Here is a 16220-nt window from a genome sequence, read left to right on the forward strand (position 1 = left end):
CTTTGTCACTGCGATAAGTGGCGACAACACCGAACATAGGACATTATTATGAAAAAATTGACCTTACTAGCACTCAGTTTTGCTCTTTTTACCCAAAGCCCAGCTTATAGTGCTGATTTAGATTTAGGCATATACGAGCTAAACCGTGGCGAATTTAAAGCCGCAATTGCAGAATTCGAACCTTTAGTTGCCGAGGAATATGCTCCTGCACAATATCAAATGGCATTAGTTTATTTAAACGGTTACGGCGTAGTTAAAAACCCAACGAAGGCGTTAGAACTTCTACATCAAGCTGCTTCACAAAATTACTCTGAAGCGCTATTCGATCTTTCTTTACTTTATAGTGAGGGTGAAGTCGTTAAAAAAGATTTAAAAACGGCTTATGCATTAATGGAAAAAGCCGCGAATAAAGACTTACCAAGAGCACAGTTCAATTTAGGTGTTATGCTGTTTAACGGTAACGGCGTACAACGTGATTACCTTCAGGCATCTCGCTGGTATCAAAAGGCGGCAGATCAAAACTATGCACTAGCACAATTTAATCTTGCCTTAATGTACTTTGAGGGCAAAGGCGTTGCTAAAAGCACAAAGATGTCTTATATCTGGAATATTATTGCGGCTAAAAATGCTTATCGCATAGCTGAAAAAAGCCGTGATATGGACGAACATAAATTATCCGTTGACGAGATTAAAGAGAGTCGTGAAAAAGCCGATGCTATTTATCGTAAAATAATCGAACAAAGAGAATTAAAGTTAAGACAAGCCTCTAACCGCTAGAGCCTAATCTAAAGTGCTTTGTAAAGCATCTATACAACAATATTAAGTAAACCAAAACCCGCTCACCTTTAGCGGGTTTATTTTTATAAACATGTAAATAATGCCGATTATCGGAGCTAAAAAATAAACCGGTATTGTTCTTGAACTTTATGCCATTAAACAAATTCAAGGTGTTATGCCTCAGCGCATCAACTTCACTAATCCCTGAAAATACTATTAATAACATACCGAATAACATATCGATTAACCCTGAACATGATCTATATCAATAAGTATGTATTGAAGGTTCTTTATAATCTTTTTCGTACCTATTTACTTACTTTTGGAGTTAGCTATGAACTTTTTAGATATGCTTTTAAACGATCCTGTTGTCATTATGTCATTTCTTGGTTTAGCAACTGTATTAGGCATTTGTAGCTTTTATGTTTATTACTTTATAAAGCATATTAGTGAGGATACCCATTAAGCTTATTTGGTAAAATTTTATTTAAAATGTAACGAGTTAAACCTATCACTCACTGTAGTCAAACGGTGGGCATAGGCATAGTTTTAACGTACAATAAATTTTTGTATTACACGCTATTACCGTATTATGTTTACCAAAAGCTCTTTCAGCCCCGCTTGGTGGCTTAAAAACGCCCATTTACAAACCATTGCCGCTAAGTTTTTTAGGCGTGGCCACACCATAAATACCACTGATGAAACTTTAGAGTTACCTGACGGTGACTTTGTTGATTTAGCTTGGACCGAAAAGGTAAACTCGAACTGTTCACGCCCTATTATTGCGATATTGCATGGTCTTGAAGGCTCTAAGAACAGTCATTATGCTAAAGGCATGTTAAGCGCCATAAAAGCACAAGGTTGGGTGGGTGTGTTAATGCATTTTCGAGGCTGCAGCGGTCGCCCAAATCGCATGGCTCAGTCGTATCACAGCGGACAAACCTGTGATGTTGACTATTTTAGTCAATACCTTGCTAGCAGTTACCCACAAGCAAAAAAAGCCATTGTTGGCTTTTCGTTAGGCGGTAATGTCCTGACAAAATATTTAGCAGAACAAAAACAAAATATCTATCAAGCGGCCTGTGTTATATGCGCTCCACTTGATCTTTCAAGCTGTAGTAACAGAATTAACCGTGGCTTTTCTCGTGTCTATCAAAAGTATTTAGTCGATATGCTTCGAGCGAGTACGGTGATAAAAATCAAAGCTAATTTATTAAAAAATATCGATAGAAACTTGCTGAATAACGTACGCTCTATTCGCGATTTTGATCAAATGGTTACTGCACCGATTAATGGCTTTGTCGATGCAAATGACTATTATCAGCAAGCCAGCGGTCGCGATGTGTTACAACAAATAACCACGCCGTGTTTAATTATTCATGCCACCGACGATCCTTTCTTATGTCATGTGAATACAACGGCCATTGCAACTTTACCTAAACAAATAACTTTTGAAGTGAGTGCCAAAGGTGGCCATGTTGGCTTTATTAGTGGTAACAATCCACTGAAGCCAAAGTATTGGTTAGAAGAACGTATACCTGAGTTTTTTACGAGATATTTATGATCATTCCATTAGAACAATTGTCAGACGACACATTAAGCGCCATTATCGAAAACTTTGTTCTACGTGAAGGTACAGAGTACGGTAGTACAGACGTATCGCTAGATGAAAAAATTACCCAAGTTCGCCAGCAATTAAAGCAAGGCACAGCGCTTTTGGTATACTCAGAGCTACATGAAACCGTTAATATTTTGCCAAAAGACCAATTTATTGAAGGTAGTGAAGAGCATGAAGAAAACAGTTAATGCCCGTTAATTGTTCGGGTTTTAGCAATAAAAAAGGCACTTATTAAGTGCCTTTAGTTTTTCAGTTGATGCTTAAGTGATATTTAGATGATAATTTAATGATCATTAAATAAAAAATTAACGAGTAAATGTAACTGAAAAACTTACCGGTACTACATAATTAATACTCGGTAGAGAAGCTAACGCTTTAAGCTTATTAATACCTGCTACTACGCCATACGCATCAGCTTGAATAAAAAATGGCTTTATTGTGTTCACCAAAATCTTATCAGCGCTTAATTTAATCACACTAACATCAAGCATTATAGTTTGTTGCTCGCCGTGAAAATCTAACACACCGCTAATCGTTAACTTTTTATCTTCACCAATAACTAAACTCTTGAGTAATGAAGTTTCAAGTGTTGCAGTAAAGTTTGCAGTGCTGTATGTATCGGTTTTAAAGACAAACTCTTTCATTCGTTCATCACGAATGGCAATATTCGTATTAACACTGCTCAAGTCGACACTGATATTAACTTGGGCTTTTTCAGTAATATTACCGGCAAGTTTTGAAAAACTATGGTTCTCAGCAATATTGCCTTTTTTCACTGACATGAAGCTAAGTTGAGAGTTTTCATTATCGAGCTTCCACCCTGCTAATGCAGGTAAGCTCACTGTTGTTGTCAACAGTAGGGAAATTAATATTGAGGATATCTTGCGCAAAATGTTCTCCATGTTGGCTAAATGATTAGCTATTATATTGGCTCAGAGCATTACAGAATATTGAACTATACATTTGTGGTATAGGCGTTATTGCGATGTGCCTGAGCGTTATTAAGTTATAAGGCGTGCAGCTTTGTGCGGTTTAATAATATCTTGCCAAGGAATTTCTTTGTTCCCTAACGAGACAAAATCGGGCTGCATCAAAGTCTCACGTTGATTATAGGTTAAGGGCTTAAATTCACTGTCAATAATACTGCCTCCTGCTTGTTCAATTATACAATGACTTGCACCAGTGTCCCACTCACCTGTTGGACCAACACGTAAATAACAATCTGCACCGCCCTCAGCAATTAAACAGTTTTTTAATGAACAACTACCTAAAGCAACATGATCGAAGTCGTATTTACTGTTTAAATACTGCCCCATTAGATTAATATCCTGACGACGACTTATTGCGACTTTAATACGACGTTGGCCGTCATATTTTGCCACATGTATTCTATGGCTACCGGCATCGTTTTCTTTAAAAGCCCCTAAGTTATTTTGAGCATAATAAGTAAGTTGATGATCAGGCGCATGAATAACACCTATACTGGGCCAGCCGTTTTCAACCAATGCCACATTTACGGCAAAGTCACCGCTGCCAGCAATAAACTCTCCGGTACCATCAATGGGGTCTAGTAACCAATAACGAGACCATTTACTGCGCTGTGCTAATGCTAACGCTCCTACTTCTTCAGAAATAATCGGAATCTCAGGCGTTAAGCGTTTTAATTCATCCATTAAAATATCGTTTGCGGCGATGTCGGCACTGGTAACTGGACTATTATCTTCTTTAATTTCGGCGGTAAAGTTACCGTTTTTATAATAGCGTGCGACCTCTTGCCCTGCTTTTTTGGCACTTTCAAGCGCAATTGATAGTAGTTTTTCTTGACTCATTCAATAGCTCCTAAGTGATCTTTTACCAGTAATAAAGCCGCGATACTACGCGACTCATTAAAGTCTTTCTGTTGTAGTAATTCATGATAATTCGCCAATGGCCAAGGCACTATTTCTAAGTCTTCGGGCTCATCTCCGACTAGCTTCTCAGCATAAAGATCTTCTGCAAAAAATATCGTCATTTGAGCATCAAAAAATGCAGGTGCCATAGCAACGGTATGAATTGAGGTTAATTTCTTAGCACCATAGCCAACCTCTTCTTTTAATTCACGATTAGCGGCTTGTGCTGCACTTTCGCCAGCATCGATTAAACCTTTAGGAAAGCCAAGTTCATAAGTATGGGTGCCGCCGCAGTATTCTCTAACGAGTAACATGGTGTTTTTATCCAGCATAGGAACAATCATTACTGCTCCTCGACCTTTACCGTACATACGTTCATACTCTCGTTTTTCGCCGTTGCTAAAGGTTAAGTCAACTTGTTCAATCGTAAATAAATGACTTTTGGCAACCTGCTTACGTGAGGTGATTTCAGGTAGTATTTTTTTTGTTGTCATAACGCCCTTAATTGTAACAACTTAAGTGAAATGTTTTGTATATAAACGCTAAAGTTTAACCATAGCACGATAACATTGAATACATAACCATAAGGCTTGGGTATAATAGTAATTGCTTTAAATATTTATCTGTTTGGCAAATATTAGTCTCTTTGAGACATTCTATAATAAACGTGTTTCAAGGGAAAAATCTATGCTTGATTGGTCAAAAATTTCAACTGTTTTACTGGATATGGATGGCACAATTCTCGATTTACATTACGACAACCATTTTTGGCTACATCATTTGCCCCAGCGCTTAAGTGAATTAAAGGGCATGAGTTTGGTAGAGGCAAAAGAGTCTTTAATGTCGCACTATGAAAAAGTAGCGGGCACTATAGATTGGTATTGCTTAGATTACTGGGCAGAGCAAACTCAATTATCAATTACCGATTTAAAACGTGAGACACAACACTTAATTCAATTGCGCGCTGACGCACATGACTTTCTGGTTGCCTTAAAATCATCCGGGCGAGATGTTGTACTTGTAACGAATGCCCATCCTGATAGCTTATCGTTAAAAATTGAACGTACATCATTAGACAAATACTTTGATACGCTTTACTCAACGCACGAATTTGGTGTGACTAAAGAGTCACAATTACTTTGGCAACGCCTGCAAGAAAAACATGGTTTTGAGCGTAAAAGCACACTTTTTGTCGATGACAGCCCAGTAGTACTCGATTCAGCTAAAAAATATGGCATTGGGCAAATATTAGCTGTTGCCAACCCTGACAGTAAAAAAGCGAATAATGTATTTGAAAACTACCCTTCAATTACTGACTACCGTGTTTTATTAGCTGAAATAAATAACAATAAACCAAATAATTAATCATAGATTGATAGTTATTAACTGCGGCTAAGTAACATAACTTCACTTAGCAACAGTTGAGTGTAATGACCATTTCCCGATACTTTTTAAACTTTTCCAATGAATTAAACGGTTAATGTTGGTCACGAATAAACAGTGCAGAAAACTAATTACTTTAAATCGCTAGGCCCATGATTAGCCACATACGCTCCTCTTTCTCCTTTGGGCTTTGCCTTACCCGCCGTAGTATCTTCTTCCGTTTGTAGCTCTGCTGCAGCATTGATTGCTGCGCCCAGTAAAATCGTAAAAGCGGTGACATAAAACCACATCAATAAAATAACTACGCCTCCCATTGAACCATAGGTTTCGTTATAACTGGCATACTCGGTAATATACAAGTTGAAAAAGTATGATCCGACTAGCCAAAACAAAGTCGCCAATAATGCACCCGGTGTTGTCCAACGCCATTTCGCTGATACTCTATGTGGCGCATATTTGTATAAACTTGCTAGTGATAAATTAAATATTATTAATAAAACTGGCCAGGTTACCCCCCCCAATAAAGATTGGCTTGTTTCATCTAACATACTCAACGCAAATGGAATAATAACAATCATAAGTAACATCAGCAGCATAGTTAATATTGTCGCCAAAGTTAACATTGTACGCACGAGAATCATTTTAAAAAATGAACGAGTACGACCCTCTTTATAACTAATATTACAGGCCGTAATTAATGCCACAGAGCCTTTACCGCCACTCCAAATAGCCAATAAAAAACTAAAAGCAAAACCTACGCTTAAAGCACTATTGTCTGTGGTTAATAAGCTTTCAATTTGTGCTTCTAAAATTTCCCGACTTTGCTCAGGAATTACGCCCACCAAAAGATTCATATGTTGCAAAAGCGTTTGCTGATCTGTAAAAAGCCCATACATAGAAACCAATGCGGCCAATAAGGGAAACATAGCTAACAAAAAATAAAACGCCACACCGGCAGCAATAAGCGACATATTGTCTTGCTCAACTTTGTGTAGAACACGTATAGCGATTTGCCACCAGTTTGTTAGCGAAAACTCTTGTGGGTGCTTAATTTGATTTTTTGAATTCATGTAGAATAGGCCTCTTTATTACATCTAACGCTAAATGCTACTGCTGTATTTTTGTAGTTAGGCTCAGCTATTTTTAGTTTTCCAGGGTGTGGATATCAGCGATGCAGCAATGAACTCATCAAGGTTCGTGCGCTTTCGTTTATGTTGTAAGTAGGGCTAGCAACTTATAAAACTGCTAGCCCAGATCTAAGCGATAAATTAAGCTATAATTTCGTGCAAAAGCTTAAAGTATTGCAGGAAAGTTGTTGATACTACTGGCAATCGTTGTTTTTACAAAAATGAGCAACTTCAGCTTCCGCCTCTTCCTTAGATTTACCGTATCGTTCTTGGATCTTACCCGCCAATTTTTCTTTTTGGCCATTGATAATATCCATATCGTCATTAGTTAAATCACCCCATTGTTTTTGGGCTTCACCTTTTACTTGTTTCCATTTCCCTTCAAAAGTATCTTTGTTCATAGTTGCTCTCCTATAATTTCAGATTGGTGGTAAATAGCACTCAAACTAAAGTACTCATTTAAGCACTGATTTAAATCCCTATTTTATTTGCAAAACTCACACCAGAACATAAGTCACTGTAAAAAAAAGAAAAAATGAAATTAACACTTCCCTGTAAAATATTTTGAATGAAAGTATTACAAAGCATTATGTATTAGTTACAAAATTTAGAAAGCTCTCGTTATACCAATTGATATAAACAATCGATCTTTCTAAAGCGGTTTAAAATTGATCAATTCATTAAATTAATTGATATTATTTAGCCACAACAAGCTATATTTTTTGTATATGATGATTTTGAAATTTATACATAATTGCTCAAACCGAATGGTTGAGATTACTCTGTTGTTTAGGACTTACATTTAGGAAATGTGTTTAAAAATCGTGTTTAGGTATATGTTTTCAAGAGGTCAAAGGTTGGTAATATAAAAGGTCATTTTATATTACCTTTTATATTCAACAAGGTACTTATCCAGAGGTCAGGTTACTTATATTTTCAAACGATAACGGCCTTTTCTATCAGGTTTGCCTAAAAAGCTTAATACGGCTGTTAATGGCTCTGGAAACTTCTCAGCGGGTGTTAAATAGCCACTACCTGACAATTGCCCACCTTGTGCTAGCGTTGCGCGGTAACTCAGTCCCAAATTATTTTCTGGGTCAATATCAGCAACTAGCTCACCTTTATCGCAGCTAAGTTTGGCCGCTAGCCCACCTAACTCAACTTTTTCTTCAAACGCTGTTGCTGCGGCATTACGCCATTGCAAGTCGCCTTCTAGTTCACTACATATCGGTGCACCAACAATAAAGCGCGTAATATTAAGCTGAAGTTGCTCATGAGCAATAATATCGATAGGTAAGTTCAAACGTGCTGCTACGATATTAGCTGCAACATTTACTTGTGCGTCTTCAATCACTACCTCAGACAACAGGCCGCTAATGGTTAATTGCCCTTCTGGGCCGTTAACCAAGGCATTGCCAAAAGTAATATCAAGTTTAGGGTTAAACATTAACACTGACATAAGTGACAACGAACTTTGCACTTGATTGATGACAACGTCGTTAATCATTACTTGCTTAATTTCACTATGCCACACTGTGCCTTCAACTGACGAAATAGCCACATTTTTAGGTAATTGAATTTGCGAGATCAACCAACTAGCTGGCATTAGCGCGATTGCAAAAATACAATAAGCGGTGAAAAAAATTGCTACATAGGCAAACGTCTTTTTCATTAACTCTTTCCTAACTGTAATCGACGAACACGAACCACGCCTTGTTGGTCAGCTAAACTTAGATCTATATTTTTTACTTGAAGACCATCTCTGCTAGCTAATTGCTCTAACCAAGTTAACAACTGATTAAACGAAATTTCGTCTATCCAAACTTGTAGATCATCACCTTGAGGCTGCATGCGCGTAATAATAATATTATTCAGCCTTGACGTTCTGTTTACAATGCTCGATAAACTCGCCCCAGAACCTGCACGACCACTGCGCTTTGCAGCTTGGTAACGTTGAGTATTTTCTTCAACCCAAGTTAATAAGTCTTGCTGACGCTCTAGCGTTGATTGTTGTTTGTTTATGCTTTCATTCAGCGGTTGCCAAATAAGTCCATATAAAATAAATACCGATACTAGCACCGACATAACGAGTACTAAACGTTGCTCACGAATATTTAACTGTTGCCACCATGCTTTCATGAGCGCCCCTTCATTGAAGTGTCTGTAATGCTAAACGAACCGGAAATTTGATCACCTTGATTGTTCTGTGCACCTAAATTAACCGTTAGGCCTGCTTTTTCGAAAGCGACTTTAAGTTTTTCAAAATACTGATAATCTTTGGCGACAGTTTGCATACGTACTTCTTGACGTTTGCCGTCAAACTTTAATGTTTGAGGTTTTATCTCTGGCACGCTCGCTAATGCAGGCTCAAGCTTAACTAATAGCGCTAAGAAACCAGCAGAATCTTCACTGTTACCCACTTCGGCTAACTTCTGTCGAAGCTGTGAACGAACGGTTGAAATTCTCACTCGCTTAGTTTCAGGAAAAACCGTTTTATATTTTTCAATAATTTCGGTTTCAAGAGCATCTTGTTGATTTGATAACTGATAAAGTTTAGCGCCCTTTAGCCCAAAGTTAAGTATTAAGGCAAAACAGGCAACACCTGCAACCCAAAGCCAATTCATCGTATTAGCCGAGCGTTTTTCTTTTACCTGAAAATCGCCTTGAAGCAAGTTAAATTTACGCGCATGGTTATTCGCTAAAATAGCTAAAGGTAGCTCTTCAGGTAAGTACTCAATGGTTAATTCATCGGGTACTTCTGACAAGGCAGAATAAGCATGGATGGTTTGTTCGTTTTCATCCAAGGCTTTAAAGTATTGCGAAATTACTGGCCAAGCATTAGCCTCGAATGACATAACTTGCCATTCGCCAAGCCTAATCAACACTTGTTCGCCTAACATTACAGCACTGCTATTTTGCGGTACAACAGGCAATCCTAGGGTGTCAGGTATCATTAACTTGCAGAAAATATTTGCTTCAGCCAACCATTGTAACCATGTTTCGAGTTGTTTACGCTCAAGCGCAGCAACAAAACAGTTATGCCCTTGTTCGTCTTGCTTAATATCGCTAAAGGCAAAGCAAAGTTGCTCAACGTCTTGTGCTAGCGTTTCTTCAAGCATATATGGTGCAGCTAAACGAATAGCGCGTTGCGATGAACCTGGCACTTTTAAACGCTTAATCGCAATATCGCTACTAGGAACAAAAACAACGACTTCTCTTGCTGCAGATTTTTCGGTAAGTTGTGTTAATTCACCTGCGTTAGGTAACTCACCACTTGCTATTATATCTTCTTGTCCGTTGACTTTAATCAGCCAGTGAATTCTATTTTCAGCTTGGCTGCCTAAACGGATAAATAAGGTTTCACCCATTACTCTCGTCCTATGATGCGACTGATCACATTTATATTATTTTTATCGTCTACTTTCATAATGGTGTTCAAAGCAAAGTAACTGTTATTAAAACTTGCGGTTGTTTTGAGCTTAAAGTACTCGCTCTTAACGGCAAAATATTGTTTTTTTTCTGGTGCAATTTTCGCTTCAACTAATTCAGTTAAAGCGAAAAATTCATTAATATCTTTAAAGCCTTCTTCTCCACGAGAAGATAAAGCTTGTGATGCTTCATTTTGACTTATCCCTAACATGGCTACAAGTATTTCAGGTTGATCTTGTGCCATGGTGTTAATGTTTATTTTATTCATATTCGTGTCAGGCAATATACAGGCATAATCTTTTAGCTTTTCAATAACATCAGCAGTAAAGTGTTCAACTACTCGTAGCTCTCCCATACTGGCTAAATAATTATTGGCGGCTAAATAAGGGAACTCTTTTGCTGCATAATCGTTATCTTCTGCGCCGCCTGAACTCGAAATACTACCATCAGCGTCTAACCAATCTGTTAAAGCATCTGCCATGTATTCAGCTTCAAAGCTACCTACACCTTCGATATTAATCGCAATAAGTAACTCCTCAAAAGCAGCTCTTGCCGGTGATTTTTTTACTGCTGTTGTACTGTTATTGTTAGTTTCTTCGCTATCAACCTTTAAAGCATTTAAATTAAAGCAACTATTTAAGTCGGTTATCTCACCAGTAATTTCACCGAAATCAACCGGGAAAGTATTTTCACCTTGTGCCCATAGTTGACCTAAATGTGTAACTTCGGCATCGTCTTCAAATGATTGTATTAATATTCTTTTAGCAAATGCTTCCGCACCCATTGCGTACCAATAAGCTTGCTGATTCGAGCCTATATTGGTTGTGCGTTGCATTTGTAATTGTAACCTTGCGGTCATTTGCGTTGCTAAAATAGCGATTAACGCAATAATAAGCATAACCGTAATTAACGCCACCCCTTTGGGTGTTTGCTTAACAGCGAACACTTTACTCACGGCTATCGTCCTTATTCTGCAAATCATCACCCGCAACAAGAAATTGTCGACGAATAATGCCGAAATCGGTTGTATCTATTTCAATCGCAATAGCTTGCGGTAAAGTCCCTTCTTGCAATGTTTTCTGCCATTTTTTACCATCATAAAACTCGAAAGTTAAGCTTTCAACTTTTGAGATTAATGGTCTAACTTTTGGTTCTTCACCTAACACGGCATCAACAAAGTTAAAATGTATTCGCTCAACGGTGTTTTCATTTAGTTGATAAGCAACAGACTGCATATCACTGCGCGGTAATAATAAACCAGGGTTAGTCCAGCCATGGCGAACAAAAGCAATGGCTTGTTCACTACCACTATAACTTTCAATGTCTGTGTGTAAAAAACCACTTTGAGGAGCTTCGCCATAAAAGCGCACACTACGCCTTGCTATTTGTAACACGTCTCGTTCAATAATTAAAAAGCCGCGTTGCAATTCGTTAATACGCTCAGTGCGTTCTTTGGTCACTGTGTCACTATTTAATACTGTTTCAAAAATGCTAAAGCTCGCCATGCTGATCACCGAGAAAATGGCAATGGCGATCAAAACTTCTAGCAAGGTAAAACCCTGACTAAATTTAGATATAGGCTGAGAAGTACGATTTAAGGCACAATACTTTTTAGCAGCGATATTCATTTATTTTGCTTCGATATATAGGTCATTAAGCTGGTTAATGCAGAGGGATCTTTTTCATCTAATCGTACTTCTAACACAATAGCGCGCATGTCTTTATCGGTAGTTTTAACTACTTTTTGTTGCCAAAACCATTCTAGCCCGGCTAATTCGACCTTACCTTTTTTATTATTTTTTGGTGGCCAAGTATCGTCGAGTGTAATTTCTACTAACTGGTTGGATGCTACCCAATTTGCAAGAATTTTACTTTCTAAATAACCTAAATTACGTGCGTTAGTCTCTGCGGTACCTAAAATGGCAATCCCGGCAATTGAAAATACCGCCATCGCTAGCATTACCTCAATAAGGGTAAAGCCTTTCTCTAACTTGCGATAATAATTAACGAGCATTAGCATTAACTATTGGCCCTTCTATCGTAAGCGGTGTGGTATAAATGCCAGACACTTTAAAACTGATGTTTTCATCACCGTCAAAAGCGAATTCGGCCAATGAAAAAGTTAAACTAAAAGGCGTAATATCTCCGCCAGACAGCATATAAACTTGTGGGATTTTTTTTTTCTTTTCTTCTTCAGTAAAGTCGTCTTCTTCGTCTTCGTTAATTAAAACTGACGAGTCAAACAATAAAGCCTCTTCGATCGGTAAGTCATCAAGCTGTAAGCTTATTTCAATGCCTTCAGGTAAGGTATAAACTTCAAATAATGGGTTATTAGCAATCGGGGCCCAACTTGTGCCGTCGTAGCCCAGAAACTGATAGCTATTTTCTTCAATAAACAATCCTAGCTCAACATTATTGAGTAACCCGTATTCTGCCGCTACGTCAAAAATGCCCGCAAAGCGAGCACTGTTTTGTTCTAATAACTGCTCAGGCTTGTTACCTGAAAAACTAAACTGTATGGCAGAAACCATCACGCCAATAAGCACAATGACCAACATCACTTCAATTAAGGTAAAACCTTGCTGTGGGCGATGTTGTAATGCTAAACGGCGACTCGTGTTAAGTTTCATAGCTAGTTAATAAATAATCAGTTAATCAATAATATGTATTGATTACTGATAATCGCCTAAATTCCAGTTACCAATATCGTCATCTGTGCCAGGTTCGCCGTCAGGTCCCATAGAGAAAACATCCATTGCGCTGTTTTCACCTGGGTTTAATAATTGGTATTCACTGCCCCAAGGGTCGTTCGGTAAACGTTTTACATAGCCTCCTTCAGGAAAACGGCGTGGCATAGGCTCGATATCTGTTTGAGTAACAAGTGCTTCTAGCCCTTGCTCGGTACTTGGGTATTTATAGTTGTCCATTTTGTACATGCTTAAAGACGTTTCTAAAGCATTAATATCAGAAACCGCCTTTTGCATATTCGCGCGCTCTTGGCTGCCCATAAGGTTAGGCACGACCATACTGGCTAAAATACCTAAAATTACGATAACAACCATTACTTCTAATAAGGTAAAACCTCGAACATTTTTTACTGCTTTCATTTCTAACTTCCTATTAACGTATTTAACTGAAGAATTGGCTGTAAAATAGCCATAACGATAAATAATACAACACCTGCCATTACTACCATTAATGCCGGTTCAAAGGCTTTCAATGAAATATTCATTACAGCCTCGAATTCACGATCTTGGTTATCGGCGGCGCGCCCTAGCATATGCTCTAGCTGGCCACTTTTCTCGCCACTGGCGATCATGTGTAACATCATTGGCGGAAACAGCTTAGTTTGCTCTAACGACACCCGTAAGCTGGTGCCTTCTCTAACTTTGTCGGTTGACTCCTTAACGCTTTGTTTAATGTATAAGTTGTCGAGTACTTCACCTGATATTTTCATACTCTCTAATAGAGGAACGGCACTAGCGGTTAAAATGCTCAAGGTACGTGCAAATCTTGCGGTATTAACGCTTTTAGCGACTTTACCTATACCGGGAATAGTTAAAAAGCGTTTGTGATAAGCAAACTTAAAGCTGTCTTTTTTCAACAATTGTGACCACAACAACATTAGCGCCGCAACAATAATGACAATGAACAAACCATAATCACGCAAGAAATCACTACTGGCAATTAAGAATTTAGTGGTTGCTGGCAAGTTAGCGCCCATATGTTCGAATTGGCCAACAATTTTAGGTACCACAGCCGTAAGCAATATCGCGATAACACCGGTAGCGACTACGGTCATAATTACCGGATAAACCAAAGCTTGAATTAATTGCGAGCGTAATTGTTGGCGTTTTTCGGTGTAATCGGCTAAACGGTCTAATACTTTATCAAGGTGACCCGACTTTTCGCCTGCTGCAACCATAGCGCGGAACAAGCGATTAAACACCTGTGGAAATTCCGCCATGCTCTCAGCCAAACCATAGCCTTCGGTTACTTTAGTACGAACAGCCATTACCATACTTTTTAAGCTATTTTTATCGCACTGCTCACCAACCGCCATTAACGACTCTTCAATTGGTAAACCCGACTCAACTAACGTTGAAAGTTGCCTAGTGATAAGCGCTAGCTCAGCCGACGATATTTTTGTTCCGCCGCTAAAGAATGACTTCTTATTAGTTTGCTTATTCTTTTGTAAACTTGGCGTTACTTCAATAGGCATTAAGCCTTGTTCGCGAAGTAAATTACGCACATGTCTAGGGGTGTCGCCTTCGATTACCCCTTTTTTATTTTTTCCTCGGCCGTCTACTGCCTGATAATCAAATGCTGCCATAATTTAGGTTTATCTTTATCCAGTTCATTACCAAGTGTGTTTTCATTGGGTGATTATTGTTATCAAAAACGCGATTATTAGTCTTCGCGTGTTACCCGCAATACTTCTTCAATAGTGGTTTCGCCTAACATGACTTTGTCAAAACCGTCTCGGCGAATACTTGGTGTTGTTGTACGAATGAATTTTTCAATTGCTTGCTCACCTTTACCGTTATGGATTAATTCGCGCACTTGTTCGTCAACGACGATTAATTCATGAATACCGGTTCGGCCTCGGTAACCTTTAAAGTTACACTCTTCACAACCCACCGCTTTATATATAGGCGAGTTATCATCAGGTTGTAGTTGTAATAATTTTCGTTCTTCTGCAGAAGTAGCGCAACATTCACGACAATGTGGACATAATGTTCTTACTAATCGTTGTGCTAATACACCTAATAGACTAGAAGAAAGCAAGAAAGGTTCAACGCCCATGTCTTCCATACGAGTTATGGCGCCTGCGGCTGTATTTGTATGCAGTGTAGATAAAACTAAATGACCCGTTAAACTGGCTTGTACACCAATTTGTGCGGTTTCTAAATCTCGAATTTCACCCACCATCACTACATCGGGATCTTGACGAAGTATGGCACGTAGGCCGCGGGCAAAGGTCATATCAACTTTAGTGTTTACTTGCGTTTGGCCTATACCTTCAATCGCGTATTCAATCGGGTCTTCTACCGTTAAAATATTACGTTCTTTACTGTCTATTTGACTTAAGCCGGCATAAAGCGTGGTACTTTTACCTGAGCCTGTTGGACCGGTAACTAAAATAATGCCGTGAGGTTTGTCTATAAGTTCAGAAAAACGAGCACGGTTGCCATCGGTCATGCCTAAATCTTGTAAGTCTAATCGAGTCGAGTTTTTATCAAGTAAACGTAACACTACGCGTTCACCATGCCCTGTTGGCATAGTTGAAACCCGCACATCAACAGCACGACCCGCTATTCTTAATGAAATACGACCATCTTGAGGAATACGTTTTTCGGCGATATCAAGTTTAGCCATAACCTTGATACGTGAAACCAGTAAAGAGGCTAATTTACGATTAGGTTTTAAAACTTCACGCAAGACACCATCAACACGAAAACGAATTTGCAGTGCTTGTTCAAAAGTTTCAATGTGAATATCAGAAGCATTCTCTTTAATTGCTTCACTCAACATCGCATTGATTAGTTTGATGATTGGTGCATCGTCTTCGTTTTCTAATAAGTCTTCGGTTTCTGTCATTTCATCAGCAAGTGAATATAGGTCAACTTCGTTACCTATATCTTCCATCATTTGCTGAGCTTCAGAAGAATCGCGTTGATATGCAATTGTTAATAATTGTTCAAATTCAGCGGCACTTTTATAATCAAGCGTAAACGGAGCCTTTAATACTCGACGAACTTCAAGTAAAACATCGGCGTTTAGCAGCTCGGTACAAACTAGGCGTAATTCACCGTCGTCATTGGTAACTAATACACTGTTACGTTTGGCGAAACCAAAGGGCAAACGAAAACGAATACCCTCATCAGTTATGATATCGCTTGCTGTTAATTCTGAAGATTCGTCAAGCGCTGTTTCACGCTCTGCTTCTTCGCTAGCAACAACGAAAGCTTGTGTTTGTGGGTCGATATTACTCAT

Annotated in this window: 20 protein-coding genes; 5 read left to right on the forward strand and 15 right to left on the reverse strand. The window is 38.6% G+C overall.

The annotated features are described in order from the left end of the window. Positions 1-48 precede the first annotated feature (48 nt). The 4 genes from B6A32_RS17050 to B6A32_RS17070 all read left to right on the forward strand — a co-directional run bounded on the left by B6A32_RS17050 (position 49) and on the right by B6A32_RS17070 (position 2583). Entirely contained in the window at positions 49-777 is a 729-nt protein-coding gene (locus tag B6A32_RS17050; protein ID WP_085306129.1) for a tetratricopeptide repeat protein, read from the forward strand. 349 nt (positions 778-1126) lie between these two features. Beyond that, on the forward strand, positions 1127-1243 hold the full coding sequence (locus tag B6A32_RS17060; protein ID WP_332888782.1) for a DUF3149 domain-containing protein: 117 nt from the start codon (positions 1127-1129) through the stop codon (positions 1241-1243). Between the two features lie 126 nt (positions 1244-1369). Further along, a complete protein-coding gene (locus B6A32_RS17065; protein WP_085306132.1) occupies positions 1370-2341 on the forward strand; it encodes a hydrolase in 972 nt (323 codons plus the stop codon). Next, positions 2338-2583 carry a YheU family protein gene (locus B6A32_RS17070; RefSeq protein WP_085306133.1) on the forward strand — a complete coding sequence of 82 codons (246 nt, stop codon included), beginning with the start codon at positions 2338-2340 and terminating at the stop codon, positions 2581-2583. Before B6A32_RS17065 ends, B6A32_RS17070 begins: the two co-directional genes overlap by 4 nt. Positions 2584-2700: 117 nt before the next feature. Here the strand turns inward: B6A32_RS17070 and B6A32_RS17075 are convergent, their stop codons facing one another. The 3 genes from B6A32_RS17075 to nudE form a co-directional block, all read right to left on the reverse strand. Further along, positions 2701-3285 carry a YceI family protein gene (locus B6A32_RS17075; RefSeq protein ID WP_158088512.1) on the reverse strand — a complete coding sequence of 195 codons (585 nt, stop codon included), beginning with the start codon at positions 3283-3285 and terminating at the stop codon, positions 2701-2703. A 111-nt stretch (positions 3286-3396) separates the two neighbouring features. Further along, positions 3397-4224, reverse strand: a complete 828-nt coding sequence (gene cysQ / locus B6A32_RS17080) for a 3'(2'),5'-bisphosphate nucleotidase CysQ (RefSeq protein WP_085306135.1) — start codon at positions 4222-4224, stop codon at positions 3397-3399. After that, on the reverse strand, positions 4221-4778 hold the full coding sequence (nudE, locus tag B6A32_RS17085; RefSeq protein WP_085306136.1) for an ADP compounds hydrolase NudE: 558 nt from the start codon (positions 4776-4778) through the stop codon (positions 4221-4223). Before nudE ends, cysQ begins: the two co-directional genes overlap by 4 nt. A gap of 193 nt (positions 4779-4971) precedes the next feature. Here nudE and yrfG point away from each other — a divergent pair, with 193 nt between their 5' ends. After that, complete coding sequence (gene yrfG / locus B6A32_RS17090; protein ID WP_085306137.1) at positions 4972-5649, forward strand: GMP/IMP nucleotidase; 678 nt, start codon at positions 4972-4974, stop codon at positions 5647-5649. Positions 5650-5798: 149 nt separating this feature from the next. On the opposite strand, the gene B6A32_RS17095 is transcribed toward yrfG, so the two are convergent. The 12 genes from B6A32_RS17095 to gspE all read right to left on the reverse strand — a co-directional run bounded on the left by B6A32_RS17095 (position 5799) and on the right by gspE (position 16220). After that, a complete protein-coding gene (locus B6A32_RS17095) occupies positions 5799-6737 on the reverse strand; it encodes a YihY/virulence factor BrkB family protein (protein ID WP_085306138.1) in 939 nt (312 codons plus the stop codon). Positions 6738-6988: 251 nt separating this feature from the next. Continuing rightward, positions 6989-7195 carry a CsbD family protein gene (locus tag B6A32_RS17100; RefSeq protein WP_085306139.1) on the reverse strand — a complete coding sequence of 69 codons (207 nt, stop codon included), beginning with the start codon at positions 7193-7195 and terminating at the stop codon, positions 6989-6991. Between the two features lie 527 nt (positions 7196-7722). Then, a complete protein-coding gene (locus tag B6A32_RS17105) occupies positions 7723-8466 on the reverse strand; it encodes a type II secretion system protein N (RefSeq protein WP_085306140.1) in 744 nt (247 codons plus the stop codon). After that, positions 8466-8933, reverse strand: a complete 468-nt coding sequence (gene gspM, locus B6A32_RS17110) for a type II secretion system protein GspM (RefSeq protein WP_085306141.1) — start codon at positions 8931-8933, stop codon at positions 8466-8468. Before gspM ends, B6A32_RS17105 begins: the two co-directional genes overlap by 1 nt. Beyond that, on the reverse strand, positions 8930-10162 hold the full coding sequence (gspL, locus tag B6A32_RS17115; protein WP_085306142.1) for a type II secretion system protein GspL: 1233 nt from the start codon (positions 10160-10162) through the stop codon (positions 8930-8932). The genes gspM and gspL overlap by 4 nt, the downstream gene beginning before the upstream one ends. Beyond that, a complete protein-coding gene (gspK, locus tag B6A32_RS17120) occupies positions 10162-11178 on the reverse strand; it encodes a type II secretion system minor pseudopilin GspK (protein ID WP_233131459.1) in 1017 nt (338 codons plus the stop codon). The genes gspL and gspK overlap by 1 nt, the downstream gene beginning before the upstream one ends. Beyond that, positions 11171-11851 (reverse strand): type II secretion system minor pseudopilin GspJ, encoded by a 681-nt coding sequence (gene gspJ / locus B6A32_RS17125; RefSeq protein WP_085306144.1) that lies wholly within the window; start codon positions 11849-11851, stop codon positions 11171-11173. The genes gspK and gspJ overlap by 8 nt, the downstream gene beginning before the upstream one ends. Then, the gene (gene gspI / locus B6A32_RS17130) at positions 11848-12237 is read right to left on the reverse strand and encodes a type II secretion system minor pseudopilin GspI (RefSeq protein WP_085306203.1); all 390 of its coding nucleotides are present in this window, start codon (positions 12235-12237) and stop codon (positions 11848-11850) included. Before gspI ends, gspJ begins: the two co-directional genes overlap by 4 nt. After that, positions 12227-12853 (reverse strand): type II secretion system minor pseudopilin GspH, encoded by a 627-nt coding sequence (gene gspH / locus B6A32_RS17135; protein ID WP_085306145.1) that lies wholly within the window; start codon positions 12851-12853, stop codon positions 12227-12229. The genes gspI and gspH overlap by 11 nt, the downstream gene beginning before the upstream one ends. 42 nt (positions 12854-12895) lie before the next feature. Next, a complete protein-coding gene (gene gspG / locus B6A32_RS17140; protein ID WP_085306146.1) occupies positions 12896-13330 on the reverse strand; it encodes a type II secretion system major pseudopilin GspG in 435 nt (144 codons plus the stop codon). Positions 13331-13332: 2 nt separating this feature from the next. Next, entirely contained in the window at positions 13333-14556 is a 1224-nt protein-coding gene (gene gspF, locus B6A32_RS17145) for a type II secretion system inner membrane protein GspF (protein WP_085306147.1), read from the reverse strand. Positions 14557-14633: 77 nt separating this feature from the next. After that, positions 14634-16220, reverse strand: coding sequence for a type II secretion system ATPase GspE (gspE, locus tag B6A32_RS17150; RefSeq protein ID WP_085306148.1), 1587 nt, complete (start codon positions 16218-16220; stop codon positions 14634-14636).

It is taken from the genome of Colwellia polaris, from assembly GCF_002104515.1.
In the GTDB taxonomy this organism is placed as follows: Bacteria; Pseudomonadota; Gammaproteobacteria; order Enterobacterales; family Alteromonadaceae; genus Cognaticolwellia; species Cognaticolwellia polaris.

Coding starts and splice junctions, on each gene's coding strand:
- B6A32_RS17050 (WP_085306129.1), top strand. CDS start 49: ATGAAAAAATTGACCTTACTAGCACTCAGTTTTGCTCTTTTTACCCAA.
- B6A32_RS17060 (WP_332888782.1), top strand. CDS start 1,127: ATGCTTTTAAACGATCCTGTTGTCATTATGTCATTTCTTGGTTTAGCA.
- B6A32_RS17065 (WP_085306132.1), top strand. CDS start 1,370: ATGTTTACCAAAAGCTCTTTCAGCCCCGCTTGGTGGCTTAAAAACGCC.
- B6A32_RS17070 (WP_085306133.1), top strand. CDS start 2,338: ATGATCATTCCATTAGAACAATTGTCAGACGACACATTAAGCGCCATT.
- cysQ (WP_085306135.1), bottom strand. CDS start 4,224: ATGAGTCAAGAAAAACTACTATCAATTGCGCTTGAAAGTGCCAAAAAA.
- nudE (WP_085306136.1), bottom strand. CDS start 4,778: ATGACAACAAAAAAAATACTACCTGAAATCACCTCACGTAAGCAGGTT.
- yrfG (WP_085306137.1), top strand. CDS start 4,972: ATGCTTGATTGGTCAAAAATTTCAACTGTTTTACTGGATATGGATGGC.
- B6A32_RS17095 (WP_085306138.1), bottom strand. CDS start 6,737: ATGAATTCAAAAAATCAAATTAAGCACCCACAAGAGTTTTCGCTAACA.
- B6A32_RS17100 (WP_085306139.1), bottom strand. CDS start 7,195: ATGAACAAAGATACTTTTGAAGGGAAATGGAAACAAGTAAAAGGTGAA.
- B6A32_RS17105 (WP_085306140.1), bottom strand. CDS start 8,466: ATGAAAAAGACGTTTGCCTATGTAGCAATTTTTTTCACCGCTTATTGT.
- gspM (WP_085306141.1), bottom strand. CDS start 8,933: ATGAAAGCATGGTGGCAACAGTTAAATATTCGTGAGCAACGTTTAGTA.
- gspL (WP_085306142.1), bottom strand. CDS start 10,162: ATGGGTGAAACCTTATTTATCCGTTTAGGCAGCCAAGCTGAAAATAGA.
- gspJ (WP_085306144.1), bottom strand. CDS start 11,851: ATGAATATCGCTGCTAAAAAGTATTGTGCCTTAAATCGTACTTCTCAG.
- gspI (WP_085306203.1), bottom strand. CDS start 12,237: ATGCTCGTTAATTATTATCGCAAGTTAGAGAAAGGCTTTACCCTTATT.
- gspH (WP_085306145.1), bottom strand. CDS start 12,853: ATGAAACTTAACACGAGTCGCCGTTTAGCATTACAACATCGCCCACAG.
- gspG (WP_085306146.1), bottom strand. CDS start 13,330: ATGAAAGCAGTAAAAAATGTTCGAGGTTTTACCTTATTAGAAGTAATG.
- gspF (WP_085306147.1), bottom strand. CDS start 14,556: ATGGCAGCATTTGATTATCAGGCAGTAGACGGCCGAGGAAAAAATAAA.
- gspE (WP_085306148.1), bottom strand. CDS start 16,220: ATGAGTAATATCGACCCACAAACACAAGCTTTCGTTGTTGCTAGCGAA.